General features: G+C 72.6%; 13 protein-coding genes and 2 pseudogenes. 7 read left to right on the forward strand and 8 right to left on the reverse strand.

The window, feature by feature from the left end; genetic code table 11:
- Positions 1 to 82: 82 nt before the first annotated feature.
- Positions 83 to 4769 (reverse strand): annotated as a pseudogene (locus AC3CH1_RS21235) (Lhr family ATP-dependent helicase).
- Positions 4770 to 4871: 102 nt separating this feature from the next.
- On the opposite strand from AC3CH1_RS21235, the gene AC3CH1_RS21240 reads away from it, so the two are divergent.
- The 3 genes from AC3CH1_RS21240 (at position 4872) to AC3CH1_RS21250 (ending at position 7036) form a co-directional block, all read left to right on the forward strand.
- Positions 4872 to 5720: an AraC family transcriptional regulator gene (locus AC3CH1_RS21240; RefSeq protein ID WP_488464337.1), complete on the forward strand. Its 849-nt coding sequence runs from the start codon at positions 4872 to 4874 to the stop codon at positions 5718 to 5720.
- Positions 5721 to 5879: 159 nt separating this feature from the next.
- Complete coding sequence (locus tag AC3CH1_RS21245) at positions 5880 to 6734, forward strand: AzlC family ABC transporter permease (protein WP_488464338.1); 855 nt, start codon at positions 5880 to 5882, stop codon at positions 6732 to 6734.
- Positions 6731 to 7036, forward strand: coding sequence for an AzlD domain-containing protein (locus AC3CH1_RS21250; RefSeq protein WP_030703520.1), 306 nt, complete (start codon positions 6731 to 6733; stop codon positions 7034 to 7036). The genes AC3CH1_RS21245 and AC3CH1_RS21250 overlap by 4 nt, the downstream gene beginning before the upstream one ends.
- A 60-nt stretch (positions 7037 to 7096) precedes the next feature.
- On the opposite strand, the gene AC3CH1_RS21255 is transcribed toward AC3CH1_RS21250, so the two are convergent.
- Entirely contained in the window at positions 7097 to 8011 is a 915-nt protein-coding gene (locus tag AC3CH1_RS21255) for a hypothetical protein (protein ID WP_488464339.1), read from the reverse strand.
- Between the two features lie 79 nt (positions 8012 to 8090).
- On the opposite strand from AC3CH1_RS21255, the gene AC3CH1_RS21260 reads away from it, so the two are divergent.
- Complete coding sequence (locus AC3CH1_RS21260) at positions 8091 to 8285, forward strand: DUF3046 domain-containing protein (protein ID WP_003965827.1); 195 nt, start codon at positions 8091 to 8093, stop codon at positions 8283 to 8285.
- A 247-nt stretch (positions 8286 to 8532) separates the two neighbouring features.
- Entirely contained in the window at positions 8533 to 9648 is a 1116-nt protein-coding gene (locus AC3CH1_RS21265; RefSeq protein ID WP_488464459.1) for an AI-2E family transporter, read from the forward strand.
- A gap of 22 nt (positions 9649 to 9670) precedes the next feature.
- Here AC3CH1_RS21265 and AC3CH1_RS21270 read toward each other — a convergent pair whose 3' ends face one another.
- Entirely contained in the window at positions 9671 to 10555 is an 885-nt protein-coding gene (locus AC3CH1_RS21270; protein ID WP_488464340.1) for an SDR family oxidoreductase, read from the reverse strand.
- A 395-nt stretch (positions 10556 to 10950) separates the two neighbouring features.
- On the opposite strand from AC3CH1_RS21270, the gene recA reads away from it, so the two are divergent.
- Positions 10951 to 12090, forward strand: a complete 1140-nt coding sequence (gene recA / locus AC3CH1_RS21275) for a recombinase RecA (protein WP_488464341.1) — start codon at positions 10951 to 10953, stop codon at positions 12088 to 12090.
- Positions 12091 to 12093: 3 nt separating this feature from the next.
- The gene (gene recX / locus AC3CH1_RS21280) at positions 12094 to 12822 is read left to right on the forward strand and encodes a recombination regulator RecX (RefSeq protein WP_488464342.1); all 729 of its coding nucleotides are present in this window, start codon (positions 12094 to 12096) and stop codon (positions 12820 to 12822) included.
- 212 nt (positions 12823 to 13034) lie between these two features.
- On the opposite strand, the gene AC3CH1_RS21285 is transcribed toward recX, so the two are convergent.
- The 5 genes and pseudogenes from AC3CH1_RS21285 to AC3CH1_RS21305 all read right to left on the reverse strand — a co-directional run bounded on the left by AC3CH1_RS21285 (position 13035) and on the right by AC3CH1_RS21305 (position 16989).
- A complete protein-coding gene (locus tag AC3CH1_RS21285) occupies positions 13035 to 13709 on the reverse strand; it encodes a DUF6197 family protein (protein ID WP_488464343.1) in 675 nt (224 codons plus the stop codon).
- 289 nt (positions 13710 to 13998) lie between these two features.
- The gene (locus AC3CH1_RS21290) at positions 13999 to 14445 is read right to left on the reverse strand and encodes a rhodanese-like domain-containing protein (protein WP_488464344.1); all 447 of its coding nucleotides are present in this window, start codon (positions 14443 to 14445) and stop codon (positions 13999 to 14001) included.
- On the reverse strand, positions 14442 to 15086 hold the full coding sequence (locus AC3CH1_RS21295) for a cupin domain-containing protein (RefSeq protein ID WP_488464345.1): 645 nt from the start codon (positions 15084 to 15086) through the stop codon (positions 14442 to 14444). The genes AC3CH1_RS21290 and AC3CH1_RS21295 overlap by 4 nt, the downstream gene beginning before the upstream one ends.
- A 73-nt stretch (positions 15087 to 15159) precedes the next feature.
- A complete protein-coding gene (locus AC3CH1_RS21300; protein ID WP_311605579.1) occupies positions 15160 to 15246 on the reverse strand; it encodes a putative leader peptide in 87 nt (28 codons plus the stop codon).
- Positions 15247 to 15286: 40 nt separating this feature from the next.
- Positions 15287 to 16989 (reverse strand): annotated as a pseudogene (locus AC3CH1_RS21305) (FAD-dependent monooxygenase).
- Positions 16990 to 17140 lie beyond the last annotated feature (151 nt).

The raw sequence follows: 17140 nt of genomic DNA on the forward strand, positions 1-17140 counted from the left end.
GCCGTCCCGCCGAGGTGCTGTCCGCCGCCATGCCGGGCCCGGGACGTGTGGGGGTGGCGCTTCGGACCGTCGGTGGCTCGGATCAGGCGCGCAGGCGCAGGCCTCTCGGAGTGGCGAGGAACCCGGCGGACTCCAGCGTCCGGCCCAACGGCGAGGTGAGGGAGGAGACGCCGTTCGTCCGCTCCACCGTCACCGTGCCCAGGGCGCCGGCGCGGGCCGAGGCGGCCAGGGCCTCGGCCGCCGCCCGCAGGGCCGGGGCCTCGGGGTCGGACGGCCAGGCCAGGAGGGTCTTCCCGCCCCGCTCCATGTACAGCGTCAGCTCGCCGTTGACGAGGACCACCAGCGCCCCCGCCTTGCGGCCCGGCTTGTGTCCGGCGCCGTCGGGGGACTCGGGCCACGGCAGGGCGGCGCCGTACGCGTTGGCCGGGTCGGCCGCGGCCAGCACCAGAGCCTGGGGTGCGGAGTCCGGGTCCCGACGGTCGCGGGCCGTGGAGGCCGCGCGCAGACGGTCCACCGCGCCGTCCATCGCGAACTGGGCGGCCCCGAGCCCCTCGACCACATAGCCGCGCCGCGCCTGCCCGTTGTCCTCGAAGGCGGCCAGGACGCGGTACGTCGCGGAGAAGCCGCCCTCCACCCCTTCGGCCTGCACCGCACCCCGGGTCACCACCCCGTGCCGGTCGAGGAGGGACCGGGCGAGGGCGTGGGCGCGGTGGGTCGGTTCCGGCTCGGCCGGGGGCAGCAGGGCCCAGCGGCCCGATACGGTCGGCGGGCCGGTCCGGGACGCGGGGCGGGCGGCGGCGGTGAGCGAGCCGTAGCGCCCGCGCGGGACGCTGCGCCGGGAGCGGTGGGCGGTGGAGCCCGCCGTCCGCCCCGAGCCCAGGAGCGAACGCAGCGGGGCCAGGGTGTCGTTGGTGAGCCGCCCGGACCAGGCCAGGTCCCACAGCGCATCGGCCAGCTGCTGGTCCGTGCAGTCCGGGTGGGTCGTGGCCCGGACCTGGTCGGCGATCTGCCGGAAGAAGAGGCCGTATCCGCCGGAGAGCGTGGTGAGCACGGACTCGTGGAGCGCCGACAGCTCCAGCGGGTGCGGCGGAGGCAGGAGCAGGGGCGCGTTGTCGGCGAGGTAGAGGGAGACCCAGCCGTCCTTGCCGGGCAGGGCTCCCGCCCCGGCCCAGACGACCTCGCCCGTGGTCGTCAGCTCGTCGAGCATCGCCGGGGCGTAGCCCATGACCCGGCTCGGCAGGATCAGCTTCTCCAGCGCCGATGCGGGGACGGGAGCGCCCTGAAGCTGCTCGACGGCGCGGGCCAGCCCGTCGATGCCCCGGAGACCGTTGGAGCCGAAGTGCTGCCACTGGGGGAGGAAGGAGGCGAGGGCCCCGGGCGGCACCGGCTCCAGCTCCTGGCGGAGCGCCGCCAGCGAACGGCGGCGGAGCCGGCGCAGCACCGTGGCGTCGCACCATTCCTGGCCGATGCCCGCTGGGTGGAACTCCCCCTGGACGGTCCTGCCGGAGGCCGACAGCCGTTGCAGCGCCCCGTCGGTGACGGCGGTGCCCAGCCCGAAGCGCTCGGCGGCCCTGGCGGCGGTGAACGGGCCGTGCGTACGGGCGAAGCGGGCGAGGAGGTCGCCGAGCGGGTCCTTCACCGGCTCGGTGAACGCCTCGGGAACGCCGACCGGGAGCGCGGTGCCCAGGGCGTCGCGGAGCCGGCCGGCGTCCTCGATCGCCGCCCAGTGATCGGCCCCGGCGATCCGGACCTGGATCGCCCGGCGGGCCGACGCCAGCTCCGGTGCCCAGGACGGCTCGGCGCCCCGCTCGGCGAGCTCGGCGTCGGTGAGCGGACCTAGCACGCGCAGCAGGTCGGCGACCCCCTCGACATCCTTGATCCGCCGGTCCTCGGTGAGCCACTGCAGCTCCCGCTCCAGCTCGGTGAGGACCTCCGGGTCGAGCAGTTCGCGCAGCTCCGCCTGGCCCAGCAGTTCGGCGAGGAGATGGGAGTCCAGGGAGAGGGCGGCCGCGCGCCGTTCGGCGAGGGGCGAGTCGCCCTCGTACAGGAACTGCGCCACGTAACCGAAGAGGAGCGAGCGGGCGAACGGCGAGGGCTCCTGGGTGGTCACCTCGACCAGCCGGACCCGGCGTGCCTCCAGGTCGCCCATCAGTTCCGTGAGCCCGGGGACGTCGAACACGTCCTGGAGGCATTCGCGGACAGCCTCCAGAACGATCGGGAACGAGCCGAACTCCGAGGCGACCTGGAGCAGCTGGGAAGCCCGCTGGCGCTGCTGCCAGAGCGGGGTGCGCTTGCCGGGGGAGCGCCGGGGCAGCAGCAGGGCGCGCGCGGCGCACTCCCGGAACCGGGCGGCGAACAGGGCCGATCCGCCCACCTGGTCGGTGACGATTCTCTGGACCTCGCCCTGCTCGAAGACGACGTCGGCGGCCGCCACCGGTGGCTGGTCGCTGTCGTACGCCACGGCTCCCGGCGCGGGTCCGCCGTTCCCAGTGTCCGGGGGCCCCGGGGCGTCGAAATCGAGCAGGTCCAGGCCCATCATGTCCGCGTCGGGCAGCCGCAGCACGATCCCGTCGTCGGCGTGCATCACCTGGGCGTCCATCCCGTAGCGCTCGCCGAGGCGGGCCGAGAGCGCGAGCGCCCAGGGGGCGTGCACCTGGGCGCCGAAGGGGGAGTGCACGACGACCCGCCAGTCGCCCAGCTCGTCCCGGAACCGCTCGACCAGGATCGTCCGGTCGTCCGGGACGTGGCCGCAGGCCCGGCGCTGCTCGTCCAGATAGGCCAGGATGTTGTCCGCCGCCCAGGCGTCGAGGCCGGCGGCCAGCAGGCGCAGCCGGGCGTCCTCCTCTGACAGTCCGCCGATCTCACGGAGGAACGCTCCCAGCGCACGCCCGAGCTCCAGCGGACGGCCCAGCTGGTCGCCCTTCCAGAACGGCAGCCGGCCCGGAACACCCGGGGCCGGCGAGACGCAGGACCCGGTCCCGGGTGATGTCCTCGATCCGCCAGGACGTGGTGCCCAGGGTGAAGACGTCGCCCACACGGGACTCGTAGACCATCTCCTCGTCCAGCTCGCCGACCCGGCCGCCGCCCTTCTTCGGGTCGGCCCCGGCGAGGAAGACTCCGAAGAGCCCTCGGTCGGGAATGGTGCCGCCCGAGGTGACGGCGAGCCGCTGCGCCCCGGGGCGGCCCGTGACCGTGCCCCCGACGCGGTCCCACACGACCCGGGGGCGCAGCTCCGCGAAGGCGTCGGAGGGATAGCGTCCGGCGAGCATGTCGAGCACGGCGGTGAACGCCGACTCGGGAAGCGAGGCGAACGGGGCCGCCCGGCGGACCAGGGCCAGCAGGTCGTCCGCCTGCCAGCTGTCCAGAGCCACCATGGCGACCAGTTGCTGGGCGAGGACGTCCAGCGGGTTGGACGGGATGCGCAGCGCCTCGATCGCCCCTGTCCTCATCCGCTCGGTGACGACTGCGGCCTGCACCAGATCGCCGCGGTACTTCGGGAAGACCACCCCGGTGGAGACCGCTCCCACCTGGTGTCCGGCCCGGCCCACCCGCTGGAGGCCGGAGGCGACGGAGGGCGGGGACTCCACCTGGATCACCAGGTCGACCGCGCCCATGTCGATGCCCAGCTCCAGGCTGGAGGTGGCCACCACGGCGGGCAGCCGGCCCGCCTTGAGGTCCTCCTCGACCTGGGCCCGCTGCTCCTTGGAGACCGAGCCGTGGTGGGCGCGGGCCAGCAGGGCGGGAGCGCCCCTGCCCGCACCGGACTGGGCCATGATCTCGGCGGGGGCGTGCGCCTCCGGGAGGACGGGGGCCGGGTCGTCGGGGTCGAACGCGGTGCCGGTGGCCCGCTCGTACGCGATCTCGTTCAGCCGGTTGCACAGGCGCTCCGCCAGCCGCCGGGAGTTGGCGAAGACGATGGTGGAGCGGTGCGACTGCACGAGATCGGCGATGCGCTCCTCGACATGCGGCCAGATCGAGGGCTTGTCCGCCTGGCCGGCGTCACCGCCGGTGGCGGGGGAGCCGCCCAGCTCGCCCAGATCCTGGACCGGGACCACGACCGAGAGGTCGAACTCCTTGGTGGATCGGGGCTGGACGATCTCCACCTTGCGCTGCGGCGACAGGAAGCGGGCCACCTCGTCGACCGGCCGGACCGTCGCGGACAGGCCGATACGGCGGGCGGGACGCGGCAGCAGCTCGTCGAGACGCTCCAGGGACAGGGCGAGATGGGCGCCGCGCTTCGTGCCGGCGACCGCGTGCACCTCGTCGAGGATCACCGTCTCGACGCCGGCCAGCGCGTCCCGGGCGGAGGACGTCAGCATCAGGAACAGCGACTCGGGCGTGGTGATCAGGATGTCCGGAGGCCTCGTCACCATGGAGCGGCGCTCGGCGGGCGGGGTGTCTCCGGACCGGATGCCGACCCGCACCTCCGGCTCCGGCAGACCCAGGCGCACCGACTCCTGGCGGATGCCGGTCAGCGGCGAGCGGAGATTGCGCTCGACGTCGACCGCGAGGGCCTTGAGCGGGGACACGTACAGCACCCGGCAGCGCTTCTTCGCATCGGCGGGCGGCGGCTCGGCCGCCAGTCGGTCCAGCGAGGCGAGGAACGCGGCCAGTGTCTTACCGGAACCGGTCGGCGCGACGACCAGGACGTCGCTGCCCTCGCCGATGGCCCGCCAGGCGCCCTCCTGCGCCGCGGTGGGCGCGCTGAAAGCCCCGCCGAACCAACTGCGGGTCGCGGGCGAGAACGCGTCGAGCGCGGATCCGGTCATGCTCCCCATCGTGCACCCCGGCACTGACAACGAGCCGGTGACACCACCTGCGATGGCCCGCTCAGCCGGTGGTCCACGGTCGGGACCTGCGAGAATGGCGCCATGACGGGAGCGGACGGCACGGAGGAGTGGGCACGGCACTGGCAGTACGCCGCGCTGCCCGACCTCGATCTGCTGCGCGCCCGGTACGTCCGCCACACCTTCCCCCGGCACAGCCACGAGGGCTATGTCTTCGGCGCCGTCACCGGCGGGGTGGAGGACGTGGGGCTGCCGGGCGGCACGGTCCACGCGGTCCCCGGAACCGTCGTCATGATCAACCCGGAGGTGCCGCACACCGCCCGCTCCGGGGCCCCCGAGGGGTGGGCGTACGCCACGCTCTACCCGTCGGCCCAGGTCGTCAACGACATCGCGGCCGAGGTGACGTCCCTGCGCGGCACGGTCGGTTTCGCCGAGACCCGGGTGACCGACCCCCATGCCTCCCGCCTGATCACCGAGGTGCACCGGGCGGCGGAGGAGGGCAACGCGCTGGCGGCCGACAGTCTGCTGCGGGTCCTGGTCACCCGGCTCCTCAGTCGGCACGGCAGCCCCTTGCCCGGACTGGCCGCGCGCGCCGGGGGTGCGCGGAACGCCGTGCGCGCCCGCGCCGCGCTGGAGGAGCGCATGGCCGCCCCGCCCACGCTGGAGGCGCTCGCCGGCGAGCTGGGCATCGGTCCGTTCGCACTGCTGAGAGCCTTCAAGAAGGAGTACGGGATGCCGCCCCACACGTGGCTGACCGACGCCAGGGTGCGCAGGGCCCGCCGCATGCTCGACGCCGGTGTCGCGCCCGCCGAGGCCGCGACCGCCGTCGGCTTCACGGATCAGCCACACCTCAATCGCCACTTCACCCGGATCGTGGGTGTGCCGCCCGGCGCCTACCAGCGTGAGCGCGGAGCGCTGCGGCCCGGCAGGTGAGGGCGCAAGAACGTACTGGTGATGGCGTTGAACATATCGGTGATGGCGCAAAACATGTCAGCGGGTGTGCAGTTTGCATCTCTCCGTGTGCGGAAAGTGCCGACTGGTGGGCAAGAACGTACAAGACCGGGCCCCGGCGATCCCCGTAGCGTTCCGGGCGTGGCAGAACAGACAGCACCCCCAGGAAGCACCGGCGCGCCCGGTGCCATGCTTGGTCCGCCCGGCCGGCCGGCCGAGGCCCTTCCGGACAAGCCGGACGCGGCCGTCGTCCGTGACGCGCTGGGCGTCGGCATCGCCGTCGGGCTCTCCGGCTTCGCCTTCGGCGTCACCTCCGCGGGTTCCGGCCTCAGCCTCCTCCAGACCTGCGTGCTGAGTCTTCTCGTCTTCACCGGCGCCTCGCAGTTCGCCCTGGTCGGTGCGCTGGCAGCCGGCGGCAACCCCTACACCGCGGCGGCCGGGGCGTTCTTCCTGGGCGTCCGTAACGCGTTCTACGGTCTGCGGCTCTCGCAACTGCTCGCGCTCCCCCGCGCGGTACGGCCCTTCGCCGCCCACTGGGTCATCGACGAGACGACCGCGGTCACCCTGCCCCAACCCACCCGGCGGGCCGCGCGCATCGGCTTCACGGTCACCGGACTCACCCTGTACGTGCTGTGGAACCTCACCACCCTGGTGGGCGCCCTGGGCGCCGAGGCACTGGGCGACACCGACGCGTGGGGCCTGGACGCGGCGAGCCCCGCGGTGTTCCTCGCGCTGCTCGCGCCGATGCTCAAGAGCACCATCGAACGCGTCACGGCGGGGCTGGCCGTCCTGCTGGCCCTGACGCTGCTGCCCGTGCTGCCGGCGGGCGTGCCCGTTCTGCTGTCGGCGCTCGCGGCGCCCGTCGTCCTCTTTGTCATGGGACGGACGAAACGGGGACCGGACCCCGAGGGCCCGGAGGATCGCGCGGCGACCCGGCAGCAGAAGACGGCACAGCAGAAGACGGCCCAGCAGGAGAAGGAGGAGCGGCACCCATGAACGTCTGGATCGCCATCGGACTGACCGTGGCGGGCTGCTACCTCGCCAAGCTCCTGGGCCTGCTGGTGCCCGCGGGCGTGCTGGAGCGACCTCTGGTCCAGCGGATGGCCGCCCTGCTGCCCGTGGCGCTGCTGGCGGCTCTCACCGCCCAGCAGTCCTTCGGCGACGGTCAACAACTCGTCCTCGACGCCCGTGCCGCCGGTCTCGGGGCAGCGGCACTCGCCCTGGTCCTCCGCGCTCCCTTCCTGGTCGTCGTCGGCGCGGGAGTCCTGGTCACGGCCGGAGTCCGGGCACTGGCCTGAGCGAGCGGAACGCCCGAGAACCGAACGCGGAGCGATCCGTCCGCCGCACCGGAGACGCGGTCAGCCGAGCGGACGACCGTACGAGCGGAGCGTCCCCAAGGCCCTGAGCGTCACCAGGGGGCGGCCTTCCAGTGCGGTTCCCGGGGCCCACTGACGCCAGGTCACCGGCCATCCGCCGTCGTCCTGCTGCTCGGCGACCAGGTGGTCGAGCGAGCGTTCCAGCTCCTCGTCCGTGAACCAGCGCCGGGCCAGGGACCCGGGCGTACGGGCGTAGTCGTGCGGGAAGTGGTGCTCGCCCGGCGCGTAGCCCGTCGGCACCGGGTACTCCGCCCGCCGGGAGGGATCGAGCACCGCGAGCCGTTGTTCGCGCACCAGGCGGCCGAGCCGGTCGGCCGCCACCTCGGCGCGTGCCCGGTCCGGGGCGCAGTCCAGAAAGGCGACCGCGGCCTCGATCTCGTAAGGATGGGACTGCTGCAGAGCCTCTACGGCACTCCAGCAGAAGTCCGTCGCCCGGAACAGCCAGGCGTGCCACACCTGATTGCCGTGGAGCAGCCCGACGACCGGGCCGGTCGCGAGCAGCTCTGCCGGAGGGTCGTCCACGATGGGGATGAACGGGGCCGCCGGATACCCGCGCTGTGTGGGAAGCAGCGCGGGAAGTGCGCCTTCTTTGGTTGACACATCGGTCAGAAAACGGCAGATCCGTTCGACGCGCTGTCCGGCGCAGCGATCGATCGAATCAAGAACGCTCAGCGCATGGGCGGTGTGCAGCGGTTGGCTGACCGGACCCCGGAGGTCGGGTTCCAGCGCGTGACCGTAGCCGCCGTCCTCGTTCTGATAGGCGGAGAGGGCCGTTTCGACGGCGTCGGGATCTCCGTCCAGGAAGCCATGGGCGAACCTCCGCTGTTCGAGGACACGGGCCGTGAGCCAGATGAACTGTTCGGCTCGCGCGAGGGTGCTTGCTCCGGTTCCAGCCATGGACCGACCGTAGAGGGGAAAGGCGTCCGGCACATGCCAGGCGGACCGGCTGCACTCTCAGGAGCGGGATACTGGTGGCATGCGGTTGACGATTTTCTGGGAGCGGATGGCCGACCACTTCGGTGCGGCGTACGCGGACTCCTTCGCCCGTGACCACGTGATGGCCGAACTCGGCGGCCGCACGGTGCACCAGGCGCTGGACGCGGGCTGGGACGCCAAGGACGTCTGGCGCGGGGTCTGTACGGCCATGGACGTTCCGGCCGACAGGCGCTGAAGCCCGTGTGCGTTCCGGCGGGCGGGCGCCGACCCGTTCCGGGCGGGCGCTGACCGGTTCGGGGCGGTAACGGAACCTGGACGGAGGGGAACGGTCGGCTCGGGGCGGGGGACCGGTGGCCGTCCGCATAGGCCAGACTTGTCCCGTGTCATCGACAGACGAGACCGACCCGGCCCAGCCGTCCGCATCCCCGCCCGCCCCGCCGGCCGCACCGCCTGCGCCGCCCTCCGGCGCAGACGGGATCCGTATGCCCGGCTGGCTGCCGCGTGCGATGGTGCTGGCCCTGGCGCTCTACGCCTGCTTCCAGCTCGGCAGTTGGGCGTTCTACCAGCTCATCGGGTTGCTGACGAACGTGCTGATCGCGTTCTTCCTCGCGCTCGCCATCGAGCCCGCGGTCGGTCGGATGGCGGGTCGCGGCATGCGCCGCGGGCTGGCCACGTTCCTCGTCTTCCTCGCGGTGACGATCTTCGGCGTCGGATTCGTGGTGCTGTTGGGGTCGATGCTCGCGGGCCAGATCGTCGACATGGTCGACGAGTTCCCCAAGTACATCGACTCGGTGATCAACTGGGTCAACCAGACCTTCCGCACCGAACTCTCCCGGGTCGAGGTCCAGGACAGCCTGCTGCACTCCGACTGGCTGCAGAAGTACGTCCAGAACAGCGCCACCGGAGTGCTCGACATCTCTACCACGGTCCTCGGCGGACTGTTCCGGCTGCTGACGATCTTCCTGTTCTCCTTCTACTTCGCGGCCGACGGGCCCCGGCTCCGCCGCACCCTGTGCTCCGTCCTGCCGCCGGCCCGGCAGACCGAGGTGCTGCGCGCCTGGGAGATCGCGGTCGACAAGACCGGCGGATACATCTACTCGCGCGGTCTGATGGCGTTGATCTCCGGCGTGGCGCACTACGTCCTGCTGGTGATCCTCGGCGTGCCCTACGCTCCGGCACTCGCCGTCTGGGTCGGACTCGTCTCGCAGTTCATCCCCACCATCGGCACGTATCTCGCGGGCGCCCTGCCCATGCTGATCGCCTTCACGGTCGACCCCTGGTACGCGCTGTACGTGCTCGGGTTCGTCGTGGTCTACCAGCAGTTCGAGAACTACGTGCTCCAGCCGAAGCTGACCGCCAAGACCGTCGACATCCACCCCGCGGTCGCCTTCGGGTCGGTCATCGCCGGCACGGCCCTGCTCGGCGCGGTCGGAGCGCTGGTCGCCATTCCCGCCATCGCCACGCTCCAGGCGTTCCTCGGCGCCTATGTGAAGCGGTACGACGTCACCGACGACCCACGCGTGCAAGGGGGCAGCAGCCGCGCGCCCGGGAGGCCGTTGCCGTCCCGGAAACGCCGTCCGGTGTGGCCTCGGCGGTAGCAGCCGGCCGGGGCGGGCCGCCTCAGCGGTAACCCGTCACATCGGCCGGCAGGCCGGGGTCCTGGACCTCGGTCAGATACCGCCAGGCGTCGGGCCGGCTCCCGTCCACATCGGTGAAGCCGTACACCTGGGCGAGCTGCCCGCTGGAGAGCGACCTGCCGTTCCAGCGGGCCACCTCGGGGTCGCCGGCGAGGGCGGCCACAGCGCGGCCGACGTACGCGGGGGACTCGGAGATCGCGAAGTGGGGCGCGTGCGCGACGGCGTCCCGCCAGGTGGTCTCGGTCACCCCGTGGGCCTGGAGCATGGCCTCCGACCGCAGCCAGCCGGGGGTGAGCGCCACGGCCGTCGCGTGGTGCGGTGCGAGCTCATGGCCGAGGGTGAAGGCCATCCGGTTCACCGCGGCCTTGGCCAGGTCGTAGAAGAACGAGACGCGGTAGTGGGACGCGTTGTACTCGTCCGTCCCGTCGGTCATCCCGACGACCAGGCCGCCCGGTGTCTCGATCAGCAGCGGCAGCGCGAAGTGACTGGTGATGGCGTGGGTGTCGACGGCCAGCCGCAGGGTGTGCAGCCCGGTGTCGAGCGACGACTCCCACACCCGTCTGTCCCACTCGATCTCGGCCCCCCAGATGTCGTTCACCAGAATGTGCAGGGCGCCCTGCTCGCTCGCGATGCGGGCCACCAGAGCCCTGACCCGGGAGGGAACCAGATGATCGACCTGGACGGCGATGCCCCGCCCGCCCGCCGCGTCGACCAGGGCCGCGGTCTCCTCGATCGTTTCGGGCCGGCCCATCTCGGACCGCTCGGACCCGCTCGTGCGGCCGGTCACGTACACGATCGCCCCGGCGGCGCCGAGCTGGACGGCGATGCCCCTCCCGGCCCCGCGGGTGCCTCCGGCGACGAGTGCCACGCGGCCGGCCAGATCGGATCCGGGGGCTTGTCCTCCGTCGGGTACTCGGGGGTCCGCAATCGCTCCCATACCGATCGAATATAGGGCGATATGCTCAGGTGTGCAGGCTCGGCTGCGCTCGGTCGGAGGCTTTGGCCGAGGGCTTCGGTCAAGGGCTTCGGTCACGGGCTTCGGTCAAGGACTCCGGTCTAGGGGCGACCGGGGCGACCGGGGTGCCGCGTGGTGCGCTTGACACGGAAATCGAACATCCATTCTGATGGGATTTCCGGCCGGGTTTTCCCGGGTCCGGCCGCGGAGTTGTCCACAGGCCGGGAGGACGTCGAGGCCCGTTGTCAGTGGCAGGGGTTAGCGTCTGAGACGTGAAGCGATCGACTCAAGCAAATCGGGTGGAACCCATGGCAGCAGGCAACGACCGCGAGAAGGCGCTGGACGCCGCACTCGCACAGATTGAACGGCAATTCGGCAAGGGCGCGGTGATGCGCCTGGGTGAGCGGCCGAACGAGCCCATCGAGGTCATCCCCACGGGATCGACCGCGCTGGACGTCGCTCTCGGCGTCGGCGGTCTGCCGCGCGGCCGTGTGGTGGAGGTGTACGGGCCGGAGTCCTCCGGCAAGACGACGCTGACGCTGCACGCGGTGGCGAACGCGCAGAAGCTCGGCGGTTCGGTGGCGTTCATCGACGCCGAGCACGCGCTGGACCCGGAGTACGCGAAGAAGCTCGGCGTCGACATCGACAACCTGATCCTGTCCCAGCCGGACAACGGTGAGCAGGCGCTGGAGATCGTCGACATGCTGGTGCGCTCCGGCGCCCTGGACCTGATCGTCATCGACTCCGTGGCGGCCCTGGTGCCCCGTGCGGAGATCGAGGGCGAGATGGGCGACTCGCACGTGGGTCTCCAGGCGCGTCTGATGAGCCAGGCCCTCCGCAAGATCACCAGTGCGCTCAACCAGTCCAAGACCACCGCGATCTTCATCAACCAGCTCCGCGAGAAGATCGGTGTGATGTTCGGCTCCCCGGAGACCACCACCGGTGGCCGGGCGCTGAAGTTCTATGCCTCGGTGCGCCTGGACATCCGCCGGATCGAGACGCTCAAGGACGGCACCGACGCCGTCGGCAACCGCACCCGCGTCAAGGTCGTCAAGAACAAGGTCGCCCCGCCGTTCAAGCAGGCGGAGTTCGACATCCTCTACGGCCAGGGGATCAGCCGCGAGGGCGGTCTGATCGACATGGGCGTGGACCACGGCTTCGTCCGCAAGGCCGGCGCCTGGTACACCTACGAGGGCGATCAGCTCGGCCAGGGCAAGGAGAACGCCCGCAACTTCCTCAAGGACAACCCCGACCTCGCGAACGAGATCGAGAGGAAGATCCTGGAGAAGCTGGGGATCGGTGTCCGCCCGGACGCCGATGCGGGCGAGCCTGCCGCGGACGCCGCTGCGACGGCGGCTGGAGCGCCGGCGGCCGAAGCGGCGGCGAAGCCGGCGACCACCGCGGCCGCCAAGGCCAAGCCGGCCAAGACCGCGGCGGCCAAGAGCTAGGCCGTGACACGACGTACGGAGTGGCCGGGCGGCCCCGCCGAGCCCGGCGGCGACCCCGAATCCGACTCCGGGCCCGTCGAACCGGAGGCGGGCACCGGGGCGCGATCCGGGCGCCGTTCACGCGGGGGAGCGGGCGCCGGGAGCGGATTCGGCGAGGGGGCGGGCCGCCGTGCCCGCTCCGGCACCAGGAGCAGCGGCTCCCCTTCCTCGTCGAGGGCCGAGAAGGGGGAGCCGCGTGACCCGGTCGAGCAGGCGCGCAACATCTGCCTGCGGCTGCTCACCGGGACGCCGCGAACGCGCAAACAGCTCGCGGACGCCCTGCGCAAGCGGGAGATCCCGGATGAGGCGGCCGAGGAAGTGCTCGCGCGCTTCGAGGACGTCGGGCTGATCGACGATGCGGCGTTCGCCGGGGCATGGGTGGAGTCCCGGCACCACGGTCGGGGACTCGCGCGTCGTGCCCTCGTCCGTGAGCTGCGGACGAAGGGCGTGGACTCCACCGTGATCGACGAGGCGGTCGGTCGGCTCGACCCGGATCAGGAGGAGGAGACGGCCCGGGAGCTCGTGGCCCGCAAACTCCGCTCCACGCGAGGTCTGGACCGGGACAAGCGGCTGCGTCGCCTGGCGGGGATGCTCGCACGCAAGGGATACGGGGAAGGCATGGCCCTGCGGGTGGTACGCCAGGCGCTGGAGGAGGAGGGCGAGGACACGGAAGGCCTGGACGAGCCTTTCTGAATACGGGGGACCCGGAGATGTTCGCGGCCAGGGGATGAGAGTCGGCCAGGGGAGCGGCGACCGCCATCCGCAATCCGACGGCCAGCGACCAGTGGCCGGCGACCACTGGCCAGAGGCCAGCGACCAGTGGTCAGCAGCGCCCGGCGGCCGCCATCGGCAGCCAGCGGTTAGCGCCCCCCGACGGCACGCGTCCGGTGGTCAGCCGCCCACGGTCACTGTCCCGCCAAGGACGCGCGGCGGATGGCGGCGTCCACGAGTGCCAGGGCGTCCGCCGCGGTGCGGCCGGGATGGCGGTTCCAGGGGCCGATCATTCCGGGCCACCCCTGCGCGCGCAGCTCCGTGATCAGCCAGGCACCCGCCCGGTCCACGGTGTCGAGGGAGCCGTAGCCGAGGCGGTGCGCCGAGATGAGGGAGCCGCAGACGCAGCGTGCGCCACGGGTGTTCCGCAGCCGGTACGGGGTGTTCTGCCAGCCCCACTCGGCCAGGATCTGCCGTGCGTAGCCGAGATGGGTCGACGGGCGAAGGTCGCTCTGCCCGACCCGCCGCCAGAGGTGGACGCGGTCGGGCAGCACCGCACCCAGCCTCCCGGGCAACGGGCGCTCGTGCGGGGGCGCGGCGGGCAGTGTCCGCAGGGTGTCGTCGACGAGCCGGTCCACCGGCACGGACAGCAGGGTCCGCCAGTCGAAGGGCTCTGCGGGCGCCGGTTGCGCGGGTTTCGTGGGTTCCAGGGGCCGTGCGGACGTCGGCTCCGCCCGAGTGAGCAGGGCCTCGGGGGGCTCGGGAACCGTGCGCTCCCAGCCCGTGACGATCTGCTGCCACGCCTGGGTGTCGTGCAGCCGGGAAGCCTGGCCGTCGAGCTGGGCGGGGGTGAGGAGAGCGGTCGCCATGAATGCGTCATCTCCGTACATTTCGGTCCTCTGTGTGAGGCGAATGTCGGTCACGCGCGGCGATTGCTCCAGTGGAACGTGGCGTTCGGGTGTGTGACATCCGAACGGATCGGATGCCTGACACCTGTCCCCTGACGCCTGTTCCCTGACGTCTGCCCCCTATCCGCTGTCCCCCTGATGCCTGACGCCCGCCACCTGAGCTAGGTGGCGGGCGTCAGAGGGCAGATCCCGGGGGCACGCCCGGCAACTGACGCCCGGGCGCCAGCTCCCGGGCATCAGCTCCCGGGTGTCAGGTGGAGGTGGTGGCGGAGACGACCGGAAGGCCCGCGCCGCGCCACGCCTGGAAGCCGCCGATCAGGTCGGTGGCGCGGTGCAGGCCCAGTTGGCGCAGGGAGGCGACCGCGAGGCTGGAGGCGTATCCCTCATTGCAGATGACGACGATCCGGAGGTCGTGGCCGACCGCTTCGGCGGCGCGGTGGCTGCCCAGGGGGTCGAGCCGCCACTCCAGTTCGTTGCGTTCGACGACCAGCGCGCCCGGGATCAGTCCGTCCCGGACGCGGAGCTCCGCGTACCGGATGTCCACCAGGAGGGCCCCGGCCTCCGCCGCCGCGGCAGCCTCGGGCGGGTCTATCCGGTCGTAGCCGGCCCTGACCCGCTCCAGCAGTTCGTCGATGCCCAGGGGCGTCGGGGCGGTCGGCACGGCCTCGCCCCGGTTGGTGTTCCGGTCCTCGCTCACTGCCAGTCCTCCGGGCTCTCGGTCTGCTCCAGGCGGAGCACCGCACCGGTGCGGCTGAACCGGCGGATCCGCGGCAGGGGCGGGTAGTAGGCGTGGACGGAGACCGCGTGGGCGACCTCGGACTCGTTGAGGACCTCATGGACGTGGTTCTGTCCGAAGGCCCTGCCCTGACCGGTCGCCAGGTTCCTCGACCGGTCCACCCCGTCCGTCAGCTCCAGCGTCTTCCAGCCGTCGGTGGGCAGCCGCACGGCCAGCGAGTGCTCCTTGAGGGCGCCGGCAGCGGTGGTGAACGCGCCGAACGAGTCGGCGTGGTCGTGCCAGCCCGTGCCGGTGCCCGGCGGCCAGCCGATCAGCCACGCCTCGCTGCCGCCCGGTCCGTCGAGCCGAATCCAGGTGCGGCCCTCCGGATCGAGGGGGAGCGAGGCGATCAGCGCCTCGTCCCGAGCGGCGCCCCGGACGAAGTCCATCAGCTCCGCGACCGTCGGTGCGGCGGAAGTGGTTGCGGAGCCTGCGGTCATGGGGACGGAAGTGGTTGCGGAGCCCCCGATCACGGGGGTGGAAGTTGCGGAGCCCCCGGTCACGGGGGTGGAAGGGGAGGGAACAGCGGCAGCCGTGGGCACGGCGGAGCTGGAGGAAGACACGAGGACCGTCCTGGGAGTTCGCGCGGGGTTCCGGCCGTGCGGAAAGCGGCACGCACCGGCGGAGGGAGGCGAGTCAGCAGGACGGGCGACACACGCAGCCCGCGTAACGGACGAGGTCCATATGGACCCTCCGCCACAGGCGCACATCGGTGTCGGTCATGATCTGGAGTACACCACGCGCGCCCGTGACGGTCAATCGATCACTGGAGACCAGCGGTCCCCTCGGCGTGGACCCGCGCCCGGGGCTCCGGTTCGCGCCCCGCGTCGTGTTCGTCCCCGTCGTCGCCCGGTTCCACGGGCTCGCGCGCTTCGCGGGGCGCACCGCCCAGAGCGGCCCGTGCCGCGGTGAGCAGCTCCGCGGGCTGTACGCCGCCGAAGGCGGCCACCAGGTGCCCGTCCGGCCTCACCAGCAGGACCGTGTGCGCCGAGGCCCCCGGATAGCTCTCGGTGACCAGCAGCTCCGTCGACCCGGGGAGCGCCGCCACGGCGTCCGTGAGGCGGGGCATGACACCGGCGGTCTGCCAGTGCCGCCGGTCCCAGACCCCGGTCCCCGGCGCGACCAGGACCACCAGCGGATGCCCCTGCCCCAGCCGCTTCCGCAGCCGCGCCGTCGTCCCGTCCGGTGCGGTCACCGTCACATCGGCGACAGGCGCACCGGGGGGCGTACCGACGACGGTGTGCGCCTCCGCGTGCGGTGGTGCAAGGGGGGAGTGCGAGTACGAAGGGGGCGCACCCAGCGCTCCGCAGCCCAGATGGCCGTCGGAGAGCAGGGTGTCGTGACCACGTGCGGCGCCCGGGACCAGGGTCCGCAGACCGCCTCCGCCGCGCAGTATCGGCAGCGACTGGTCGGCGGCGCGCAACCGTGAGGCCACCGCCGCCCGGCGCTCCGCCTGATAGCTGTCGAGGAGGTGCTCGGCCGGGCCGTGGTGCCAGACGTGGGCCAGCTTCCAGGCCAGGTTCTCGGCGTCCCGGATCCCCTCGTCCAGTCCCTGCGTGCCCACGGCGCCCAGCAGGTGCGCCGCGTCCCCCGCCAGGAAGGCACGCTGCTTGCGCCAGCGCCGGGCGAGCCGGTGGTGGAGCGTGTGGACGCCGGTGTCCAGCAGTTCGTACGCCGGGGTCTCGCCGCACCAGCCGGCCAGCGTGTCGCGGATACGGGTGATCAGAGCTTCGGGAGTGACCAGTTCGCCGCGCGGCGGCAGCAGCCAGTCCAGCCGCCAGACGCCGTCCGGAAGCGGCCGGGCGGAGACCTCGGCGCCCCGGTCCGCCAGGGGGGCTGCCGGTGCAGGACGGCCTCGTCGGGCCAGGGCAGCTCGGCCCGGAGCGCGGCGACGGCATGCCGCTCCACCGCCGTACGGCCGGGGAACCGGATGTCCAGCAGCTTGCGCACGGTCGACCGGGCGCCGTCGCAGCCGACCAGATAACTCCCGCGCCACCAGGTCGAACCCGGCTCCCTCGTGTGCACCGTGATGCCGTCGGGGTCCTGCTCCAGCGTGTCGATCCGGCTCAGCGGCACCCGCTGGACCAGCGGTTCCTTGTCCGCCGCCGCGCGCAGCGAGGCGCTCAGCGCATGCTGCGGAACATGGAGCGGCGAGGGAAGGAGCCCGGTGAGCGGGGCCTCGTCCGCGTCGCCGCCGCCCCCGCTCAGCGGCACGTTCCGGACCAGCTGCTTCCGGCGCATCGAACGCCACCCGGACCAGCGCAGCCCGGACCGGTCCAGCTCCCGGCAGCCGAGGCGGCCCATCAGGTCGGCGGTGTCCTCGCGCAGCACGACCGTGCGGGCGGGGCGGGGCTCCTCCGGGCCGGGGCCCTCGTCGAGAACGATCGAGGGGACGCCCTGGGTGGCGAGGGCCAGCGACAGCGTCAGCCCGACGGGCCCGGCGCCGACGACGATCACCGGGTCCACGGCTCGTGCCCTCCGACCCGTACGGTCATGCGGAACGTGGCATAGGAAGCCGGGTGCGTGATCACAGAACGTATGCAACCCACTGGTGGTGCTTGCGTCAAGTGACCGAGGCAGCGACGCGTGCGCCGCTGCCTCGAATGCTCCTGCTCGT

The sequence above is a fragment of the Streptomyces sp. MGP-P1 genome (assembly GCF_057766565.1).